Annotated in this window: 15 protein-coding genes; 10 read left to right on the top strand and 5 right to left on the bottom strand. The window is 69.6% G+C overall.

What is annotated here, in order from left to right:
• The first annotated feature begins 4 nt into the window (after window positions 1-4).
• The 3 genes from modB to J7357_RS18880 all read left to right on the top strand — a co-directional run bounded on the left by modB (window position 5) and on the right by J7357_RS18880 (window position 1965).
• Entirely contained in the window at window positions 5-700 is a 696-nt protein-coding gene (gene modB / locus J7357_RS18890) for a molybdate ABC transporter permease subunit (protein WP_209248846.1), read from the top strand.
• A 28-nt stretch (window positions 701-728) separates the two neighbouring features.
• On the top strand, window positions 729-1346 hold the full coding sequence (locus J7357_RS18885) for an ATP-binding cassette domain-containing protein (RefSeq protein ID WP_209249035.1): 618 nt from the start codon (window positions 729-731) through the stop codon (window positions 1344-1346).
• A gap of 61 nt (window positions 1347-1407) precedes the next feature.
• Window positions 1408-1965: a flavin reductase family protein gene (locus J7357_RS18880; RefSeq protein WP_209248844.1), complete on the top strand. Its 558-nt coding sequence runs from the start codon at window positions 1408-1410 to the stop codon at window positions 1963-1965.
• 45 nt (window positions 1966-2010) lie between these two features.
• Here the strand turns inward: J7357_RS18880 and J7357_RS18875 are convergent, their stop codons facing one another.
• The 3 genes from J7357_RS18875 to J7357_RS18865 are packed head-to-tail and all read right to left on the bottom strand — an operon-like array spanning window position 2011 to window position 4407.
• A complete protein-coding gene (locus J7357_RS18875) occupies window positions 2011-2607 on the bottom strand; it encodes a hypothetical protein (RefSeq protein WP_209248842.1) in 597 nt (198 codons plus the stop codon).
• Window positions 2604-4049, bottom strand: coding sequence for a TonB family protein (locus J7357_RS18870; RefSeq protein ID WP_209248840.1), 1446 nt, complete (start codon window positions 4047-4049; stop codon window positions 2604-2606). Before J7357_RS18870 ends, J7357_RS18875 begins: the two co-directional genes overlap by 4 nt.
• Window positions 4039-4407 (bottom strand): BlaI/MecI/CopY family transcriptional regulator, encoded by a 369-nt coding sequence (locus tag J7357_RS18865; RefSeq protein ID WP_209248838.1) that lies wholly within the window; start codon window positions 4405-4407, stop codon window positions 4039-4041. Before J7357_RS18865 ends, J7357_RS18870 begins: the two co-directional genes overlap by 11 nt.
• A gap of 200 nt (window positions 4408-4607) precedes the next feature.
• Between J7357_RS18865 and J7357_RS18860 the strand changes: the two genes are divergently transcribed.
• From J7357_RS18860 to J7357_RS18830, 7 genes are all read left to right on the top strand, one after another.
• On the top strand, window positions 4608-6563 hold the full coding sequence (locus J7357_RS18860; RefSeq protein WP_209248836.1) for an acetyl-CoA hydrolase/transferase C-terminal domain-containing protein: 1956 nt from the start codon (window positions 4608-4610) through the stop codon (window positions 6561-6563).
• Between the two features lie 230 nt (window positions 6564-6793).
• Window positions 6794-7912 carry a phosphatidylinositol-specific phospholipase C1-like protein gene (locus J7357_RS18855; RefSeq protein WP_209248834.1) on the top strand — a complete coding sequence of 373 codons (1119 nt, stop codon included), beginning with the start codon at window positions 6794-6796 and terminating at the stop codon, window positions 7910-7912.
• A 129-nt stretch (window positions 7913-8041) separates the two neighbouring features.
• Window positions 8042-10780, top strand: a complete 2739-nt coding sequence (locus J7357_RS18850; RefSeq protein ID WP_209248832.1) for a TonB-dependent receptor — start codon at window positions 8042-8044, stop codon at window positions 10778-10780.
• Between the two features lie 241 nt (window positions 10781-11021).
• Entirely contained in the window at window positions 11022-11753 is a 732-nt protein-coding gene (locus tag J7357_RS18845) for a DUF3348 domain-containing protein (RefSeq protein WP_209248830.1), read from the top strand.
• A gap of 10 nt (window positions 11754-11763) precedes the next feature.
• Window positions 11764-14220: a DUF802 domain-containing protein gene (locus J7357_RS18840; RefSeq protein ID WP_209248828.1), complete on the top strand. Its 2457-nt coding sequence runs from the start codon at window positions 11764-11766 to the stop codon at window positions 14218-14220.
• A complete protein-coding gene (locus J7357_RS18835; RefSeq protein ID WP_209248826.1) occupies window positions 14217-14867 on the top strand; it encodes an OmpA family protein in 651 nt (216 codons plus the stop codon). Before J7357_RS18840 ends, J7357_RS18835 begins: the two co-directional genes overlap by 4 nt.
• On the top strand, window positions 14857-15615 hold the full coding sequence (locus J7357_RS18830) for a DUF2894 domain-containing protein (protein WP_209248824.1): 759 nt from the start codon (window positions 14857-14859) through the stop codon (window positions 15613-15615). The genes J7357_RS18835 and J7357_RS18830 overlap by 11 nt, the downstream gene beginning before the upstream one ends.
• Window positions 15616-15815: 200 nt before the next feature.
• Here the strand turns inward: J7357_RS18830 and tkt are convergent, their stop codons facing one another.
• Both tkt and J7357_RS18820 read right to left on the bottom strand, forming a co-directional pair.
• On the bottom strand, window positions 15816-17816 hold the full coding sequence (tkt, locus tag J7357_RS18825; protein WP_209248822.1) for a transketolase: 2001 nt from the start codon (window positions 17814-17816) through the stop codon (window positions 15816-15818).
• 230 nt (window positions 17817-18046) lie between these two features.
• Window positions 18047-19336, bottom strand: coding sequence for a dicarboxylate/amino acid:cation symporter (locus J7357_RS18820; protein ID WP_209248819.1), 1290 nt, complete (start codon window positions 19334-19336; stop codon window positions 18047-18049).
• Between the last annotated feature and the right edge of the window lie 199 nt (window positions 19337-19535).

The following is a 19535-nucleotide window of genomic DNA, read 5'->3' as shown; positions in this document are numbered from 1 at the left end:
GGCATTGTTCGACTTCACCGCGCAGGAACTGACCGCGATCGCGCTGAGCGTCAAGGTCGCGCTGGTCGCGGCGCTGGCCAGCCTGCCGTTCGCGGTGGCCTGCGGCTGGCTGCTGGCGCGGCGCCGCTTCTTCGGCAAGTCGTTGCTGGACGCGCTGCTGCACCTGCCGCTGGTGATGCCGCCGATCGTCACCGGCTATGCGCTGCTGCAGCTGTTCGGCCTGCAGGGCCCGATCGGCGGCTGGCTGTTCGAATATCTCGGCGTGCAGTTCGCGTTCCGCTGGACCGGCGCGGCGCTGGCCAGCGCAGTGATGGGCTTCCCGCTGATGGTACGGGCGATCCGCCTGGCCCTGGAGTCCACCGACCGTCGCCTGGAAGCGGCGGCCGCCACGCTGGGCGCCGGCCCATGGCGGGTGTTCTTCACCATCACCCTGCCGCTGGCATGGCCGGGCGTGGTCGCCGGCGGCGTGCTCGGCTTCGCCAAGGCGCTGGGCGAGTTCGGCGCCACCATCACCTTCGTTTCCAATATCCCCGGACAGACCCAGACCCTGGCCTCGGCGATCTACAGCCTGCTGCAGGTGCCCGGCGCCGAGGCCGGCATCTGGCGGCTGGCGGCGGTGGCACTGGCGATCTCGCTGGGCGCCTTGCTGGCTTCCGAGTGGCTGGTCCGGCGCCAGCGTGGCGCGGAGGCGGATGCATGAGCCGCGCATGCACTCGGAGCCTGCACCGATGCTGAGCATCGACCTGCAGCTGCAGCGCGGCCGTTTCGCCCGCCACGTGCGCATCGAGGAACAGGCGCGCGTGGTCGCCCTGGTCGGTCCGTCCGGCGCCGGCAAGACCAGCCTGCTCAATGCCATCGCCGGCGTGCTGCCGCCGCGCAGCGGGCGCATCGCCATCGATGGCCGGGTGCTGTACGACAGCGCGGCCCGCATCGACCTGCCGGCGCATCGCCGCGGCATCGGCTACGTATTCCAGGACGCGCGCCTGTTCCCGCACATGGACGTGCGCCGCAACCTCGGCTACGGCCGCCATGGCCGCGGCCAGCCGGCGCGCTTCGCACTCGATGCGGTGGTCGAGCTGCTCGGCATCGGCGCCCTGCTGGAGCGGCGCCCCGACACGCTCTCCGGCGGCGAAGCGCAGCGCGTGGCGATCGGCCGCGCGCTGCTGTCGCAGCCGTCGCTGCTGCTGTTCGACGAACCATTGTCGGCGCTGGACGCGGACCGCCGCAGCGACCTTATCCCCTACCTGCAGCGGGTGCGCGACGACGTGCGCCTGCCGATGCTCTACGTCAGCCACCAGGCCGAGGAAGTGGCGCGCATCGCCGACGCGGTGCATCGGCTGGACTGACGCCGACATCGCGTTCACTGCGGCTGACGAGACTGGCGTCCTCCGTCCCCGACAACGCCGCATGCGCCGCTACCGCAAGCTCGACTTCCCCACGCAGGACGTGCGCCGCTTCCTCGAGCCGGGCCCGGTGGTGCTGGTCAGTTCGGCGTGGAAGCAGCAACGCGACATCATGACCCTGGGCTGGCACATGGTGCTGGAGTTCTCGCCCTCGCTGCTGGCCTGCTGCATTTCCAGCGCCAGCCACAGCTTCGCGCTGCTCCGGCGCAGCAAGCAATGCGTGATCAACCTGCCCACCGCCGACTTGGTCGACACCGTGGTCGGCATCGGCAATACCAGCGGCGCGGACCTGGACAAGTTCGCGCACTTCGGCCTCACCGCGGTACCCGCCACGCACGTGGCGGCGCCGCTGATCGCCGAGTGCTACGCCAGCTTCGAGTGCCGCCTGCACGACGGCAGCCAGATCGGCAAACACGGCCTGTTCGTATGGGAGGTGGTCAAGGCGCACGTCGCCGCCTCGCCGAAGCGGCCGCGCACCCTGCACTATCGGGGCGACGGCCGCTTCATGCTGTCCGGCACCGAGATCTCGCGGCGGCGCCTGTTCAAGCCGGAGATGCTGTAGTTCCCGGCAACGGTCGAGGCAGACCGCACGCTGCGATCGCGGCGCTCAGCGCGCGCCGCTGACACGCCCCGATTGCACACTGGCCTTGCCCTGTCGGACCTCGAAGGTGAACGCGTAGGCCAGCGTCACCGGCACCTCCTGCACCGACTGCGCATCGTCGCAGCGCCCGTCCTGCGCCGGCCGCTGCGCCGGATCGGCATAGGTACAGATCGCCGCCGGCACGAAGCGCCACTGCACGACCGCGTCCTGCACCGCCTGCAGCAGATCGGCCATCTCCGGCTGCGCGCCCGCGCTGCAGTCCGGGCGATCGTTCAACAGGGCGCTGCGCTCCACCGTGCCTTGTGCGGACAGGATCACCCGCACGCAGACCGTGGTCGGGGCCAGCGTGCGGCGCGGCGACTCGCTCGGCAACTGCGGCGTCGGCGCCTGCAGCGGTTGCGGCATGCGGAACACTTCCTGCGGCTGCATCCGATACGACTGCACTGCCGCCGCCCCCGGTGCCGCGCCGAATCCTGTTTCCAGCATGCGCTGATCCACCGAGTCGATGCGCTGGGTCGGTTGCAGCGCCTCTTTCGGCACGTGGCTGGCGCAGCCGGAAAGGACCAGCACCAGCAGCATGCCGGCCCGCAAGTGCGCACTCATCGCACGGTCCGCGCCATGCCGCACAGCGGCGCGGCGCCGCCCTTGCTGGGGAATGTGCGGTCGCACAGCCCCTCGACCTCCCCGACGGCATCCTCGCCCAGGCGATACCAGCGGTAGTTCGCGGCATCGGCGACGCCAGCCGGCGCCTCCTCGGGGTACATTTCCACATCGAACGCAACCGGAATCTTCAGGCGGCTGGCCACAGCACGTCCGTGCGCAGTCGCCGGCGAGAAGCGCCATTTCCAGGCGGCGGTGACCGCGGCAGCATCCAAGACGGCGCTGCCACTACCATGATCCAGCACGCGCACGGCGCTCGGCGCCCCGTGCGCATCCACGTCGACCAGCAGGACCAGCTTGCCGGAGACGCCCGCACGCACCGCTTCATCCGGGTATTTCGGGGGTGGCATGTCGATCACCTTGGCAGGCCGCGCTCCGGTCCGCGCGGCGACCACCGACGCCTGCTGCGCCGGTCGTGCCGACGTGCCATCCACCTCGCTCGCGACCAGATCGCGTGCCACGCCCGTGGCATCTGTGCCAGTTGGCAACGCCAGTGCCATTGCACTCCCGCTCAACGCGGCCAGCGTCACCGCGGCGATACCCAGACGACGCCGCCAACCGCGCACCGCCGGGCGCCGCAGCAAGGCAATGCGCTGGCACAGGACGCTGCCCGCCTGCCAATGGCAGCCCACCGGCAAGGCCAGCGCGTCCAACTGGGTCTGCAGCATCGCTTCGGCGTAGTGCCGGCGCGTGCCGGGATGGCGAACCAGCACCGCGGCATCGCAGGCCAGTTCCTGATCCAGGCGGAAGCGCGTGGCGGCCCAGTGCAGCAGCGGATTGAACCAGTACACGCAGCGCAGCACGGCGAGCAGCAGATTGCTGCGGGTGTCGCCACGGGCGATGTGCATACGTTCGTGCGCCAGCACCAGGTGCGCCTGCGGTGGGGGATAGCGCGCGGCAAAGTCCATCGGCACCACCACCTGCGGCCGCCACGCACCCAGCACCAGCGGCCCATGCAGCGCATGCTCGGCGACCAGCACGCCGTCCTCCCCTGGCCGCAAGCAACCCAGGCTGCGTCGGTAGCGGCGCTGCTGCCGCCAAAGCACAGCCGCCGAGGCCAGCGCACCCGCCAGCCACAATGACAGCAACCAGACCGCGGCATGACCGCTCGCGTGCACGCCGTCGCCCACCGACATCTTTGCCTGCGGCACGCCGACCAGCACCGTCGGCATGTCCAGCACCAACCCCGCCGGCAACGCTGGACGCCAGCCGCTGGGCAACAGTGCCGCCAGCAGCGCCAACGGCACCGCGATCCATAGCGCGTAGGCGATGCCGGCACCGAACGCGCGCCGCATCGGCACGCGCAACGCCAGCACCGCCGCGATGGCCACGCTGACGACCAGCGCGGTACTCCCGAGGTCCCTCACGATCCCGTCAATGCTCATCGTCCAGCTCCTGGATCAGTCGTTTGAGTTCGGCGATATCGGCATCGCTGAGCTTGCCGCGTTCGCTGAAGTGCGCCACCAGCGGCGCGATACGGCCGCCGAACAGGCGGTCGAGCAGGCCTTCGCTCTGTTGCTGCACCCACTGCGCGCGCTGCAGCAAGGGCGTGTACAGATAGCGGCGGCCCTGTTTGTCGGCGCGGATCGCGCCCTTGTTGAGCAAGCGGTTGAGCAGGGTCTTGACCGTGGGTTCGGCCCAGCCGCCATGGCCGGACAAGGCGGCGAACACCTCCTCGGCGCCGAGCGGGTGCCGCTCCCATAGCACCTCCATGACCACGGCTTCCGCATCGCTGATCGACATTGCGTTTACGTCCGTAAATTTTCATTGATTACGCGCGTAAACAAAACGCATGTCAAGCGTTTTTTTGCGCAGCGGCCGATGCCCTAGCGATCGGCATGCCCCCATGCCGGAGGTCGTCGCCGGCCGTCGCGTGTGCCGCGGCACCGCCCGCATCGCGCGCGCACCACGATCGACGCAATCGCCGGCGCACCCTCTAAGCTATGCCGATGACCGATCACCTCGACGACCTCGACGCCGCTGCCGACCTGATCCTGCAGCGCATCGCCGGCCCGCTGCGCGTGGGCGCGCCGCTGGGCCTGGGCAAACCGCATCGCCTGCTCAACGCGCTGTACGAGCGCATCGAACACGATCCGACGCGGCCGCTGCAGATTTACACCGCGCTGTCGCTCAATCCGCCGGCGCCCGGTGGCGGAATGCAGGGGCGTTTCGCGCGTCCGTTCGTGCAGCGCCACTTCGGCGAGGACTTCCCGCGCCTGCGCTATGTGCAGGCGATGCAGCGCGATGCGCTGCCGGCGCACATCCAGGTCGAAGAGTTCTACATGCAGTCCGGCGCGTTGCTGCGCTCGACCCAGGCGCAGCGCAGCTACACCAGCCTCAACTACACCCATGCCGCCGACGCGGTGGCGCAGCGCGCGCCGAACCTGATCGTGCAGAAGGTGGCGCGCGAACCCGACGGCACCCGGCTGTCGTTCTCGTGCAACAACGACATCACCCAGGACACCCTGGCCGCGGTGCAGCGGCGCGGCCTGCCGCGGCCGCTGCTGGTGGCCGAAGTCGATCCGCAGTTGCCGTGGATCGGCGGCTGCGCGGCGGTGGAGCCGAGCTTCTTCGACGTGGTGGTGACGCCGCCGGGACCGTATCCGCGCCTGTTCGGGCTGCCGCGGCAGCCGGTCGCCGATGCCGATTACGCCATCGGCCTGTACGCCAGCACCCTGGTGCGCGACGGCGGCACCCTGCAGATCGGCATCGGCACCCTGGCCGATGCGCTGTGCCATGCGCTGGTGCTGCGGCATACCGACAACGCGCGCTACCGGCAGGTGCTGGCGGCGCTGGATCCGGAACTGGAGCGGCATCCGGCGGTGCGCGAATGCGGCGGCCTGGAGCCGTTCGCGGTCGGCCTGTTCGGCTGCAGCGAGATGCTCAACGAAGGCTTCCGGCAACTGGTCCAGTGCGGGGTGATCCGGCGCAAGGTGCTCGACGACGCGCCGCTGCTGCAGCGCGTGGCCGACGGCACTGCCGATGCGCAGGACCTGCAGCGCCTGGAGCGCGAGGGCGAGTACCTGCAGGGCGCGTTCTACCTGGGTTCGCCGGAGTTCTACGCCTGGCTGCGCGACATGGACCCGCAGGCACGCGCGGCGATCGGCATGCGCCGCATCAGCGAGATCAACCAGCTCTATGGCGGCGAGACGCTGCGCCGGCTGCAGCGGCGCGAGGCGCGCTTCTTCAACTCCTGCATGATGGCCACCGCGCTCGGCGCGGCGGTGTCCGATGCGCTGGACGACGGCCGCGTGGTGTCCGGCGTCGGCGGCCAGTACAACTTCGTGTCCATGGCGCACGCGCTGGACGACGCACGCAGCGTGCTGATGTTCCGTGCCGTGCGCAGCGACGGCGGCGCGGCGCAGTCCAACGTGCGCTGGAACTACGGCCATACCACCATCCCGCGGCACCTGCGCGACCTCTACGTCAACGAATACGGCATCGCCGACCTGCGCGGCCTGACCGACGAGGATTGCATCGCGGCAATGGCCGGCATCGCCGATGCGCAGGCGCAGCCCGGATTGCTGGAGACGGCGAAGGCCAACGGCAAGCTGGCCACCGGCTTCGCCGCGCCAGCGCACTGGCAGCGCAACCACGGCGCGCGGGTGCGCGACGCACTGGCGCCGTTCCGCCGCGACGGCACCCTGCCCGACTATCCGTTGGGCAGCGATTTCACCGAGGTCGAGCAGCGCCTGCTGCGCGCCCTGGCCTGGCTGCAGCACCACACCGCCAGCACCGGCGCCAAGCTGAAGACGCTGACCAGCGCGGTGCTGGCGCGTCCTGCCGCGGATGCCGCCTGCCTGCAGCGCATGGGCCTGGACGCACCACGCAGCGTCGGCGAGCGCCTGGAAGCGACGTTGCTGGCGTTCGCCCTGCAGCGCACGCGCACGCCGCAGTGACACGCGCGCGGGCCTGACGCGACAGCGCAGGCGCGCGCCGATCGCGGACCGCGACGCGAGACAGTGACCGCGGTCGCGCGCGAAAGCGACGTGTCGCACGATCGCCGCACATGAGGGGCGATGACACGATTCGGCAACACGCTGGCAGGAAACACGTCAACTCCGCTGGCGATGCTGTCGGGATATCGTTACCAAACGTGGCCGCGATGCCTTCCCACCGTTCTGCCCCGATGTCGTCGTCGCTCTCCCGCCGCACCGCGCTGCGCATGCTGCTGGCGATGCTGGCGCTGCTGCCGTCGGCGCTGTTCGCCGACCCCGGACTCAACGACCTGCAATACATCGGCAGCCACAACAGCTACCACGCCGGCTTCGCGCCCAGCGAAGCGACGCTGTGGAAACGCCTGGATCCGGCGACGTTCGCGGCGCTGGATTACCGGCACCCGCCACTGACGCAGCAACTGGACGACGGCGTGCGCCAGATCGAACTGGACATCTACGCCGACGCCAAGGGCGGGCGCTACGCCCACCCGGCGATGCTCGACCAGCTCGCCAAGGCCGGGCTGCCGCCGGCGCCGCCGATCGCCGCACCGGGAGTGATGCAGCGACCGGGCTTCAAGGTCATGCACATCCAGGACCTCGATCAACGCAGCACCTGCCAACCGCTGCTGGCCTGCCTGCGCGAGGTGCGCGCGTGGTCGCAGCGGCATCCCGGGCATCTGCCGATCTTCATCCTGCTGGAAACCAAGCAGTCGACCGTGCCTGCGGCGTTTCCCACGGTGCAACCGGAACCGTTCGACGGCAAGGCGCTGGATGCACTGGATGCCGAACTGCGCTCGGTGTTCGCCGCCAACGACTACATCGGCCCCGACCAGGTGCGTGGCACTGCGCCGACGCTCAATGCCGCCGTGCTCGCGCATGGCTGGCCTGCGCTCTCCGCGGCGCGCGGCAAGGTGGTGTTCCTGCTCGACCAGCGTTCGGTCGGCCCGGCCTACCTGGCCGGCCATCCTTCCTTGCGCGGCCGCGTGTGCTTCACCAACGCCGACCCCGGCACCGACGATGCCGCCTTCGTCGAGCGCAACGACGGCAGCGCCGAGGACATCGCGCAATTGGTGAAGGCCGGCTACCTGGTGCGCACACGCACCGATGCCGACCTGAAGGAAGCCAAGGGCAACGACACCGCGCGACGCGACGCCATGCTCGCCAGCGGCGCGCAACTGCTCAGCACCGACTTCCCCGATCACGAACCGGCCACCTCCGGCTACGTGGTGCGCTTTCCCGGCGACGCCGTCGCCCGCTGCAATCCGCAACGTCCGCACGCCGACTGCCAAGGCGTCGACCTGCGCCACTGATCGCCCACGGCCGCGCCGGGTCGCGGCCACCCCATACGCCGCAATGGAAGGCCTTGGCGATCCGCGCGCCGGCATCGACGCGCCTGGACCTCGGATCGCAACCGCTGTTTCCCCCAACGAGCCACCCCCATGCTCCCGTTCCATCGCCCCCGCCCCTTGTGCTGTGCCATCGCCCTCGCGCTTGCGCTCTCGCCGGCCGCGCACGCCAGCGACGCCAACGCCCCCGCTGACGCCAGCGCGCGCACCACCACCCTGGACTCGGTCAACGTGCAGGCCGCCCAGGCCACCGTGCCGGGTTCACTGGACGAACAGCGCCTGTCCAACGGCGTCAACAGCGTGATGAGCAAGCAGCAGATCGACGCGATTCCCTCCGCCGGCATCGCCGACGTGGTCGCGCACCTGCCTGGGCTATCGGCCTACAGCGACATGCACCTGGGCCAGGCCACCACCGGCGAGAACGCCTACGTCAGCATCCGCGGCCTGGACGCCAGCTACAACAGCTACCGCCTCAACGGCTTCGGCATGCCCGAGACCGATTCGTCCACGCGTGCGATCTCGCTGAACATGCTGGCGCCGTTCGGCATCCAGTCGGTCAAGGTCTCCAAGTCGCCGACCCCGGACCTGCCGGGCGACGCGATCGGCGGCGCGATCGACATGCGCACGCCCAGCGCGTTCGACTTCGATGGCGACTTCTACGGCAAGACCACCGCGCAAGGCCAGTTCAATGCGCTCGCTTCGGACCTCGGCGGCAAGCACACCGGCGGCACGGTGCAACAGGAGCTGGCCTGGAAGTTCGGCGACGACCACGCGTTCGGCATCTATGCCTCGGCCTACTACGGCAAGAACAACAACATGGCGCAGGCGCCGGCGCCCAACAGCGCGTATTTCCCGGCGGACCCGGCGCAGGCCAAGGCGGTGGACCTGCGCGACGTCGGCCCGCTGCTCAGCGCCCGCTACAAGTACAGCGTCTACACCAGCCAGATCGAGCGCTACGGCGGCAACCTCGCCTTCGACTGGCAGGGCGACCACACCTCCCTCTTCGCCCGCGCCATCTACGGCAGCTACAACGTCACCGGCCAGCAGGACCAGTCCAGCGCACGCCTGGAAACCGTCAACAACCAGCCGACCGCAGTGCGTGGCGGCTACTTCAACACCCACGACATCAAGGAAACCCTGGCCACGCTGCAGTTGGGCGGGCAGACCACGCTGGATCGCCTGCGCTTCGACTACGGCAGCTCCTTCGGCCGCGGCACCCGCAGCCGCCCGGACTACGTCGCGGCGAGCCTGTACGGCTTCACCCCGGGCAGCTTCGCGTTCGACCTGAGCGACCCCACCTATCCCAGCATCGGGCCCAGTTCGCCGGCCCTGAAGAACTTCTTCTACAGCCTGGATTCGGCGCTGTTCTGGAAGACCCAGGGCCACGATGCCGGCAGCCACGACAACCGCGCCAGCGCGCATGCCGACATCAGCTACCGCGTGGACGGCGACGTGCTCGATGAGGTCAAGACCGGCCTGTCGCTCGACCACGCCGACCGCGGTTCCTACGATCATCCGTTCTTCCACAAGGACGGCAACTTCGTCTACAACGGCCCCTACTTCGGCGGCAGCAACTACGTGTTCCCCAACGCCGGCGGCCCGCCGCTGAGCGCCCTGCCTGGTCGCCTCACCTACGCCGCCTTCGACGGCCACTACGCCGGCCCGTTCAAGATCCTGGACCGCGACTGGGTGCGCGCGCAGGCGGTGCCGTACAAGTACGTCAACGATCCCAACGGCGCGGGCATCTATACCGCCAACGACTACAACGCCAACACCACCTCCAGCACCGAGGCGATCTACGCCGGCTACGCGATGGCCACGCTGCATGTCGGCGCGGTGACCATCCTGCCCGGCGTACGCTACGAACTGACCCGTTATTCCGCCGACGCGTGGCAATCGAACGGCGACGGCATCAATGGCCGCTTCGTCGGCAGCGGCCGCAGCTACGGCGAGGTGTTGCCGGGCATCAGCCTCAACTATCGCCCGGACGAGCTGACCGTCTACCGCGCCTCGCTGCGGCGCAGCTTCAGCCGCCCGGCGTTCGGGCTGATTTCGGGCGAAACCGTGTACACGGTCGACCCCACCCAGAAGGTCATCGGCATCTCCAAACCCAATCCCGACCTGCAGCCGAGCAAGGCCGACAACGCCGACCTGTCCGCGGAGTTCTACGACCACAACGGCGGCGTGCTCAGCGCCTCGACCTACTACAAGCGCATCACCGGCTTCATCTACACCTCGCAGTCGGCGACCAGCAACGACAACACGCTGGGCGGTCTGGTCCCGACCGGCACCACCTTCGAGGACGGCGTACCGGTGACCATGCCGCAGAACGGCGGCACCGCCAAGCTGTACGGCGTGGAGCTGGCCGGCAGCAAGCGCCTGCAGGATCTGCCCGGGTTCTGGGGCAACCTCGGCATCGCCGCCAACCTGACCCTGCAGCACAGTTCCGCCGACAGCAAGCGCACCGACCAGCCCGAAAAGACCTGGCTGCCGCGTGCGCCCGAGCGCATCTACAACCTGGACCTGTTCTACGACGACAGCCGCCTGCGCGCCGACCTGAGCTACAACTACACCGGCCTGCAACTGCTCGGCCTGACCAGCGACCGGCTCAACTACTACCTGCAGCCGGTCAAGTCGCTGGACTTCACCGCCACCTACCACCTGCCGCACGGCATCGACGTCGGCATCGCCGCTAAGAATCTGCTCAATTCGGCCACGTTCTACGAGACCCAGGGCAAGTCCACCCGCTACATGGCCTACGACCCCGGTGCCGACGGCGCCTACGTGGAAACCGGGCGCGTGTACATGCTCACGCTCAGCTACACCTACTGACGGACGCCAACCCGGCCTCCGGCGCGCCGCGCCGGAGGCTTTTCGCGCATGGGGAAGCCTGAACGCGTCCAGCGACTTGGGCGCCATACCAGAGACCGCAGTCGATCCTGCGACCGTGCGAGGCGGGCGCCGCGCCGCCAGGACACGCAACGCCCGCCACGCAAGGGTTTCCGCCCCGCAGGGGCAGGTACCGGCGAGGGATGTCATTCGCGTGTAAAATTGCGGGTTTTTGACCACTCACATGGCGAAAGCCCCTCCACGGGCGCCCGTCCCGGGCCCGGCCTTCATTCGCCTGCTGGCGCGCCTGAGCAATGCGCCGATGCCCGCGTCCAGCCCCGCGCTGGCCGACCGGCTCGGCCAATGGATCGACTGGAACCGCGCGGTGGCGGTGTCGCGCGCGCTGGACGGCAAACTGCCCGAGCCTGGCGAGGACGCGCCCGAGGCGCCGGAACCGTCGGCGCTGGAAGCCGAATGCGGCCGCGTGCGCGCCGCGCTGGAAGAGAGCATCGCCCTGGACATCGCCAAGGAAACCGGCAAGCCCGTGGGCAAGCGCCAGCACGACCCCGACGCACCGATCGACTACGCGCCGTTCCGCCAGCGCTACCTGGCGCTGCAGCGCACGATGCTGACCGCGACCGGGCGCCTGCGCGGCCTGCTGCGCGATGCCCTGGTTCCGCTCTCGCCGGAGATGGCGCGGCTGGCCGAGGTCGATGCGGTGATGGAACTGACCCTCAGCCCGCGCGAGCAGACCCTGCTGGCGACGGTGCCCAACCTGCTGGAAGCGCATTTCCAGCGCCTGCGCGCCGCCGCGGCGCCCGCCCCCGATCCTTCCCTCACCGACGTTCCGCCGGCGCCTGCCGACACGGCCTGGCTGGACCTGTTCCGCCAGGACCTGCACAGCGTGTTGCGCGCCGAACTGGACGTCCGTTTCCATCCCATCGAAGCGCTGCTCGCCGCGCTTCGCAGCCGTTGATTCGACCCTCATGCCCAAGACCCTGCTCCATTCCGTCCTGTTCCTCGCCGGCCTCGCCGTGGTCTGCTGGATCGGCGTCGGCTATCTCGGCTCCAACCCGCTGGGCGCCAGCTTCGCCGCGCTGATCGGCCTGTGCTACCTGGCCGGCATCGCCGAGTTGTACCGCTACCGTCAGGCCACGGCGACATTGCAGACCGCGCTGAGCGAGGCCGAGTCCGCGCGCGACGACCTCGGCGGCTGGCTGCAACGGCTGCACCCGAGCCTGCGCAACGCGGTGCGCCTGCGCATCGAAGGCGAACGCGCGGCCCTGCCGGTGCCGGCGCTGACCCCGTACCTGGTCGGCCTGCTGGTGCTGCTGGGCATGCTCGGCACCTTCCTGGGCATGATGGCGACGCTGCGCGGCACCGGCCTGGCACTGGACAGCGCCACCGATCTGAATGCCATCCGCGCCTCGCTGGCGGCGCCGCTGAAGGGCCTGGGCTTCGCCTTCGGTACCTCCATCGCCGGCGTGGCCACCTCGGCGATGCTCGGCCTGCTGGCCGCGCTGTGCCGGCGCGAGCGACTGCAGGCGGTGCAGCACCTGGACCTGCATGCGGCCACCGCGCTGCGCACGCATTCGCTGGCCTACCAGCGCAACGAGGCGTTCAAGCTGCTGCAGGCGCAGTCCACGCTGATGCCGGGCCTGATCGAGCGCATGCAAACGATGATGGCGGCGCTGGAACAGCACAGCGCGGTCAGCGGCGAACGCCTGGCCAGCAGCCAGGACGCCTTCCACAGCCGCACCGAGGCCGCCTACACGCGCCTGGCCGGCGCGGTCGAACACGCCCTGCAGGCCGGCGTGGCCGCGCATGCGCGTGCGTTCGGCGATGCGCTGGAGCCGGTGGTGCAACGCACCCTCGACGGCGTGGCACGCGAGACCGCCGCGCTGCAGGACAGCGTCGGCCAAGCGGTGAAGCGGCAACTGGACGGCCTGGCCAATGGCTTCGCCCAGGCCGCCGAACAGGCAACGCAGCGCTGGGACAGCGCGCTGGCCGAGCAGCAACGCGTCAATGGCGCGCTGCTGCAGGAACTCGGCAGCGCGCTGCAACGCGCCGGCGACGGCCTGGAGCAACGTGCCACCACGCTGGTGGAGGCGACCGCGGCACGCCTGCAGGGCGCCAGCGACGACGCCAGGCAGGCCTGGAGCGAAGCCCTGACGCAACAACGCGAGGTCAATGACAGCCTCACCGCGCGCCATGCGCAGGCACTGGACACGGTGACGAACCGCCTGGATGCCACCGCCGAAGCCGCACAGCACGCCTGGAGCGCAGCGCTGGCGCAGCAGCGCGAGGTCAACGACGCGCTCGCCGCGCGTCATGCGCAGGCACTGGACACCGTGGCGACGCGCCTGGACGCCACCGCAGAAGCCGCACAACAGGCCTGGGGCGCGGCGCTGACGCAGCAGCGCGACGTCAACGACACGCTCGCCACGCGCCATGCGCAGGCGCTGGAGACCGTGACCACCCGCCTGGATGCCACCGTCGAGGCCGCGAAACAGGCCTGGAGCGCGGCGCTGGCGCAACAGCGCGAGATCAACGCGGCGCTGGCCGCGCACAACGCGCAGGCACTGGATGCCGCCGCCGCCAGCCTGGAGCAACGCGCCGCCGCGCTGGCCGAGACGCTGCAGCAGGCGCACGCCGACCTGCAGGACGCGCTGGAAGCGCGCGACCAGGCCCGCCTGCAGGCCTGGACCGACAGCTTCGCCAGCATGGCCGCGACCCTCGGCGCGCGGTGGGAACAGCACGGCGAGCGCATCGCGCAGCGCCAGCAGGAGATCTGCAGCACCCTGCAGGAGACCGCGACGGCGATGTCCGAACAGAGCCAGGCGCAGGCGCGCGACACCATTGCCGAGATCGAGCGGCTGGTGCAGGTCGCCTCGGAAGCGCCGAAGGCCGCGGCCGACGTGGTCGCGGAACTGCGCCAGAAACTCTCCGACAGCATGGTCCGCGACACCGCCATGCTCGACGAGCGCAACCGCCTGCTGGCCACGCTGCAGACCTTGCTGGAAGCGGTCAACCACGCGTCCACCGAACAGCGCAGCGCGGTGGATGCCCTGGTCGCGACTTCGGCGGATTTGCTGGAGCGCGTCGGCAGCCGCTTCACCGACCGGATCGAGGCCGAGACCGGCAAGCTCGGCGACGCCGCCGCGCAGGTCGCCGCCGGCGCCACCGAAGTGGCCAGCCTGGGCGATGCGTTCTCCGGCGCGGTACAGGCCTTCGGCGACTCCAACATGGCCCTGCTGGAGAGCCTGCAGGGCATTGAGCAGGCCCTGGACAAGTCGCTGGCGCGCAGCGACGAGCAACTTGCCTACTACGTGGCGCAGGCGCGTGAGGTGATCGACCTGAGCATGCTCTCGCAGCAGCAGATCACCGAGGAACTGCGCCAGCTCGCCGCGCGTCAGGCGCCCGACCAGGCCGACGCGGCATGAGCGACGAGCTGGAACTGGAGGCCGACAACGGCGCGCCGGTCTGGGCGGTGTTCGGCGACCTGATGTCGGTGCTGCTCGGCGCCTTCGTGCTGATCCTGATCGGGGTGATCGGCGTGCAGTTGCAGTTGTCGAACAAGCTGGATGCGGAAATGCGTCAGCGCCAGCTCGAAGCGCAGCAGCGCAAGACCCTGGAACAGGCGCTGGCCGCGCCGCTGGCGGCCGGCCGGGTGACCCTGGTCGACGGCCGCATCGGCATCCGCGGCAACGTGCTGTTCGCCCTGAACTCCGATCAGTTGCAGCCGGAGGGCCGCGACCTGCTGAAGAGCCTGGCCGCGCCGCTGGCCGGCTACCTCAAGGCGCGCGACGAGATCCTGATGGTCAGCGGCTTCACCGACGATCGCCAGGTGCGCGAAAGCAACCGCCAGTTCGCCGACAACTGGGAACTGTCGGCCGAACGCGCGTTGACCGTGACCCGTGCCCTGATCGAGGCAGGCGTCCCCGCCGATGCAGTCTTCGCCGCCGCCTTCGGCGCGCAGCAACCGGTGGCGCCGAACAGCGACGAGGCCGGACGCGCCAGCAACCGCCGCGTGGAAATGGCACCGCTGCCGCGCATGCGCAAGCGTGCCGCGACACCGCATGCACCCTGATCGGATCCCGACCGCCGACCGCCTCGCCGCCTTGCGTGCACAGCATGCCGAGCGGCTGGACCCGCTGCGCTTCCGCTTCCTCGAAGCGCTGGCACGCCGCACCCAGGCGCAGCAGGGCAAGGCGCGGGAACTGCTGGAGCAGAAGCTGTCCGCGTTGCTCGACGCCTACGCCGCGGCGCTGGCCGCGGCGCCGCAGGACGCTGGCGATGCGGCCGACGCCGCGATGCGAGCGCCGCAACCCGGCCCGCTCGGTGCCTTGCTGGCGCAGTACCGGCCTGCGACTGCGGCGGCCACCGCCCACAGCGGCCAGGGCACCGACGTCGGCCCCCATGTGGAGACCGACACCGAAACGTCCACGGCGACCAACGCAACCGATGCAGACGCCGCTGCGCCGTCGCACGCGCCGGCAGCAAGCGCCGCAGCGCGCCTCGCCGTACCGCAGTTGCCCGCGGTCGAAGACGCACGCCGGCTGTGGACAGAACTGCGCAGCCGCAGCCAATTGCGGCAGTCGCTGCAACCGGCTCCCGCCGACGCCGGCCCGCTCAACTCCGGCGTGCTGGTGCATCGCGCATTGGCGTTGATGCGCACGCTCTCACCCGGCTACCTGCAGCACTTCCTGTCCTACGTCGACGCACTGTCCTGGCTGCAGCAACTGCAGGAGGCGGGCGCACTGGCAACGCCACAGAAATCCGGCAGCGCTGCCGGCAAGCCTGCGACGCCGCGCAGCAAGCCGCGCAAGCGCGGTTGACCGCATCGCTGCCGATTACATGGCCGCAGGAGCGGCTCTTGTCCCCTTTTCCCGGATCAGCCGCGACAGGCATCCCGGGGACGGCGGTCGCGGCTGAAGCCGCTCCTACCAGATCCGTTTTCCCATCATGCGACGCGTCCGCACAGCAAGAAAAAGGCCGGCATGCGCCGGCCCTTTTCGTCTTCCATCGCGGGATCGGCTTACAGCGCCTTCGCCGCCGCCACCACGTGCTCGGCGGTGATCTTGAAGTACTTGTACAACTGGTCCGCCGGCGCCGAGGCGCCGAACGTGTCGATGCCCACCACGGCGCCGTCCAGGCCCACGTAGGCGCGCCAGAACGCGGTGACGCCGGCTTCGACCGCCACGCGCTTGCGCACCGCCGACGGCAGCACCGACTCGCGGTAGGCGGCATCCTGGCGATCGAACACGTCGGTGCACGGCATCGACACCACGCGGGTCTTCAGGCCCGCGGCATCCAGCGCCTGCTTGGCTTCCACCGCCAGGCCGACTTCCGAGCCGGTGCCGATCAGGATCACGTCGGGCGTGCCGCCTTCGGCATCGGCCAGCACGTAACCGCCACGCTCGATCAGTTTGATCTGCGCCTCACTGCGAGCCTGGAACGGCAGGTTCTGGCGGCTGAACACCAGGCAGCTCGGGCCGTCCTTGCGGGTGATCGCGGCCTTCCAGCTCACCGCCGACTCCACCGTGTCGCAGGGGCGCCACACGTCGTTGTTGGGGATGTAGCGCAGCGACGCCAGGTGCTCCACCGGCTGGTGGGTCGGGCCGTCCTCGCCCAGGCCGATCGAGTCGTGGGTGTAGACGTGGATCGCATGCGCCGGGATCAGCGCGCTCATGCGCACACCGTTGCGCGCGTAGTCGCTGAACACCAGGAAGGTGGCGTCGAACGGGATGAAGCCGCCATGCAGCGCCAGGCCGTTGGCGATGGCGGTCATGCCGAACTCGCGCACGCCGTAGTACACGTAGTTGGCGTTCGGGTCGTCGCTGGCGACCGACTTGCTGGCCTTCCACAGGGTCAGGTTGGAATGCGCCAGGTCGGCCGAACCGCCGACCAGTTCCGGCAGCAGCGGCGCGAAGGTTTCGATCGCCATCTGCGAGGCCTTGCGCGAGGCGATGGTCTGGCCTTCGGCGGCCTGCTTGGCGATGTAGGCGTCGGCCTGAGCGAGGAAGTCCTCCGGCAGTTCGCCATGCGAGCGGCGGGTCAGTTCCGCGGCTTCGGCCGGGTACTGCTTGGCGTACTTGTCGAAGGCCTGCTCCCACTCGGCCTGGCGCAGCGTACCGGCACCGCCGGCGCGCCAGCCGTCGTAGATCGCCTGCGGGATCTCGAACGGCGCATACGGCCAGTTCAGCGCCTTGCGCGCGCCTTCCAGCTCTTCCTTGCCCAGCGCGGCGCCGTGCGAGGATTCCTTGCCGGCCTTGGTCGGCGCACCGAAGCCGATGGTGGTGCGGCAGCAGATCAGGGTCGGCTTCTCGCTCTCGGCGATCGCCGCCTCGATCGCGGCCTTGACCGCGTCGGCATCCTGGCCGTCGACATCGCGGATCACGTGCCAGTTATAGGCCTCGAACCGGGCCGGGGTGTTGTCGCTGAACCAGCCAGCGGTGTTGCCGTCGATGGAGATATGGTTGTTGTCCCAGAACGCCACCAGCTTGCCCAGGCCCCAGGTGCCGGCCAGCGACGCGGCTTCGTGGGAGACACCTTCCATCATGCAGCCGTCGCCCATGAACACCCAGGTACGGTGGTCGACGATCTGGTGCTCGGGGCGGTTGTAGCGCTGCGCCAGCAGCTTCTCGGCCAGCGCGAAACCGACCGCGTTGGCAAAGCCCTGGCCGAGCGGACCGGTGGTGGTCTCCACCCCGGGGGTCTCGCTGCGCTCGGGGTGGCCGGCGGTCTTGCTGTGCAGTTGGCGGAAGCGCTTGAGCTCCTCGATCGGCAGGTCGTAGCCGGACAGGTGCAGCAGCGCGTACTGCAGCATCGAGCCGTGGCCGTTGGACAGCACGAAGCGGTCGCGGTTGAACCAGTGCGGATTGTTCGGGTTGTGGCTGAGGAAGTCGTTCCACAGCACTTCGGCGATGTCGGCCATGCCCATCGGCATGCCGGGATGGCCGGAATTGGCGGCCTCGACCGCATCGGCGGCAAGGAAACGGATCGCGTTGGCGAGTTCGCGGCGGGTAGGCGTCGTCATGAGGGATCTGTCGGAAGCGGGCGCGTGGCGTCGGGCCCACTATTGTCCCACAGGCGGGGATTCGGGATTCGGGATTGGTAGCGTCACCGGCTGGACGCCCGAGATGGCGTAGGAGCGGCTTCAGCCGCGACAGGCGTTCACCGGGAGGCCCATCGCGGCTGAGGCCGCTCTCACGCGCGGCCGGTCAGGCGGCGACGCTGCCGCCTTTACCAATCCCCAATCCCGACTCCCTAATCCCGGCCATCTTCCCCCTTGGCCACCAGCGTGGTCAGGGCCAGGTCGCCGGTCACGTTCAGCGCGGTGCGGCACATGTCCAGGAAATGGTTGACGCCCAGGATCATGCCGATGCCGACCGGGTCCACCCCGACCATCGCGCAGATCAGCGCCACCACCGGCAGCGAGCCGGACGGCACGCCCGCGGTGCCGATGCCGCCAAGGATGCACACCAGCATCACCATGCACTGCTGCGCGATGCTCAACTCCACGCCGAAGAACTGCGCCAGGAAGATCACCGTCACGCCCTCGAACAGCGCGGTGCCGTTCTGGTTGGCGGTGGCGCCGACGGTGAGCACGAAACGCGACACCTTGTGCGGCAGCCCCATCTGGTCGGCCACGCGCAGCGCGGTCGGCAGGGTGGCGTTGCTGGACGCGGTGGAGAACGCCATCACCGTCGCCTCGCGGGTGGCGCGGAAGAACCACAACGGCGAGCGCCCGGCCAGGCGCACCGCCACGCCGTAACTCACAACCATGTGCAGGCCCAGCGCCAGCACCACCACGCCCACGTAGGCGCCCAGCCGCACCAGCAGCTCGAAGCCGAACAGCGCCGCCAGGTTGAACATGAAGCAGGCCACCGCATACGGCGCCAGGCGGATCACCAACCCGATCAGGGTCATCGAGATCTCGAACACGCCCTCGATGCCGCGCCGCAGCGTCGCCACCTTGGCGTCGTCGCTGAGCACCATGCCCACGCCGAACATCACCGCGAAGAACATCAGCGACAGGATCGCGCCGTTGCTGGAGGCGGCTGCGACCACGTTGTCGGGCACGATGGACAAGAGCATGTCCATGCCGTGCGGCTGGTGCTTGCTCTGGTCGACGATCTGCGCGGTGCGCTCCACGTTCTGCTGCAGCAACTGCTGCGCCAGTTCGCGATCCACGCCGATGCCGGGCTTGAGCACGTTGACCAGGACCAGGCCCAGCAGCACCGCCACCCCCGACAGCACCACCGTGTAGCCGAGCGTCTTCCAGCCGATGCGCCCGAGCGCGCGGATGTCGCCCATCTCCGAAATGCCCATCACCAGCGCCGAGAACAGCAGCGGCACGATCAGCATGAAGATCAGGTTGAGGAACAGCTTGGAGAACGGCGTGGTGAGGTACTTGGTCAGCGCCTGCACCCAGGCCGCGTCGCCGCCCACGCTCATGTGCACCGCCAGGCCCAGCACCAGCCCGAGGACGAAGCCGATCGCCATTTTCCAGTGCAACGGCATGCCGGTTTCGGCCTTCACGGGGGTGTCGGTCATGAGTGCGCCTTGCGAGGAGAGGCACTCAGCTTAACAAACCATGAGCAGACATCGACCAACACACGCTGACATAGGCTGCGCTGCGAGTGCCTCGGCTTGCCAAGGGGCGCCGACAACGTGGCGTCAGGTCGCAGGCTGGCGAACTGCACCGCTCGCCATCGCGTCATCGCGTCATCGCGTCATCGGACGGCAGGCTGGC

Source organism: Xanthomonas sp. D-109, from assembly GCF_017746095.1.
Lineage (GTDB): Bacteria > Pseudomonadota > Gammaproteobacteria > Xanthomonadales > Xanthomonadaceae > Xanthomonas_A > Xanthomonas_A sacchari.
The sequence above is the reverse complement of the archived record's forward strand: the minus strand, read 5'-3'. Positions and strand labels throughout refer to the sequence as shown.

Coding starts and splice junctions, on each gene's coding strand:
- J7357_RS18885 (WP_209249035.1), top strand. CDS start 729: ATGCTGAGCATCGACCTGCAGCTGCAGCGCGGCCGTTTCGCCCGCCAC.
- J7357_RS18880 (WP_209248844.1), top strand. CDS start 1,408: ATGCGCCGCTACCGCAAGCTCGACTTCCCCACGCAGGACGTGCGCCGC.
- J7357_RS18875 (WP_209248842.1), bottom strand. CDS start 2,607: ATGAGTGCGCACTTGCGGGCCGGCATGCTGCTGGTGCTGGTCCTTTCC.
- J7357_RS18870 (WP_209248840.1), bottom strand. CDS start 4,049: ATGAGCATTGACGGGATCGTGAGGGACCTCGGGAGTACCGCGCTGGTC.
- J7357_RS18865 (WP_209248838.1), bottom strand. CDS start 4,407: ATGTCGATCAGCGATGCGGAAGCCGTGGTCATGGAGGTGCTATGGGAG.
- J7357_RS18860 (WP_209248836.1), top strand. CDS start 4,608: ATGCCGATGACCGATCACCTCGACGACCTCGACGCCGCTGCCGACCTG.
- J7357_RS18855 (WP_209248834.1), top strand. CDS start 6,794: ATGTCGTCGTCGCTCTCCCGCCGCACCGCGCTGCGCATGCTGCTGGCG.
- J7357_RS18850 (WP_209248832.1), top strand. CDS start 8,042: ATGCTCCCGTTCCATCGCCCCCGCCCCTTGTGCTGTGCCATCGCCCTC.
- J7357_RS18845 (WP_209248830.1), top strand. CDS start 11,022: ATGGCGAAAGCCCCTCCACGGGCGCCCGTCCCGGGCCCGGCCTTCATT.
- J7357_RS18840 (WP_209248828.1), top strand. CDS start 11,764: ATGCCCAAGACCCTGCTCCATTCCGTCCTGTTCCTCGCCGGCCTCGCC.
- J7357_RS18835 (WP_209248826.1), top strand. CDS start 14,217: ATGAGCGACGAGCTGGAACTGGAGGCCGACAACGGCGCGCCGGTCTGG.
- J7357_RS18830 (WP_209248824.1), top strand. CDS start 14,857: ATGCACCCTGATCGGATCCCGACCGCCGACCGCCTCGCCGCCTTGCGT.
- tkt (WP_209248822.1), bottom strand. CDS start 17,816: ATGACGACGCCTACCCGCCGCGAACTCGCCAACGCGATCCGTTTCCTT.
- J7357_RS18820 (WP_209248819.1), bottom strand. CDS start 19,336: ATGACCGACACCCCCGTGAAGGCCGAAACCGGCATGCCGTTGCACTGG.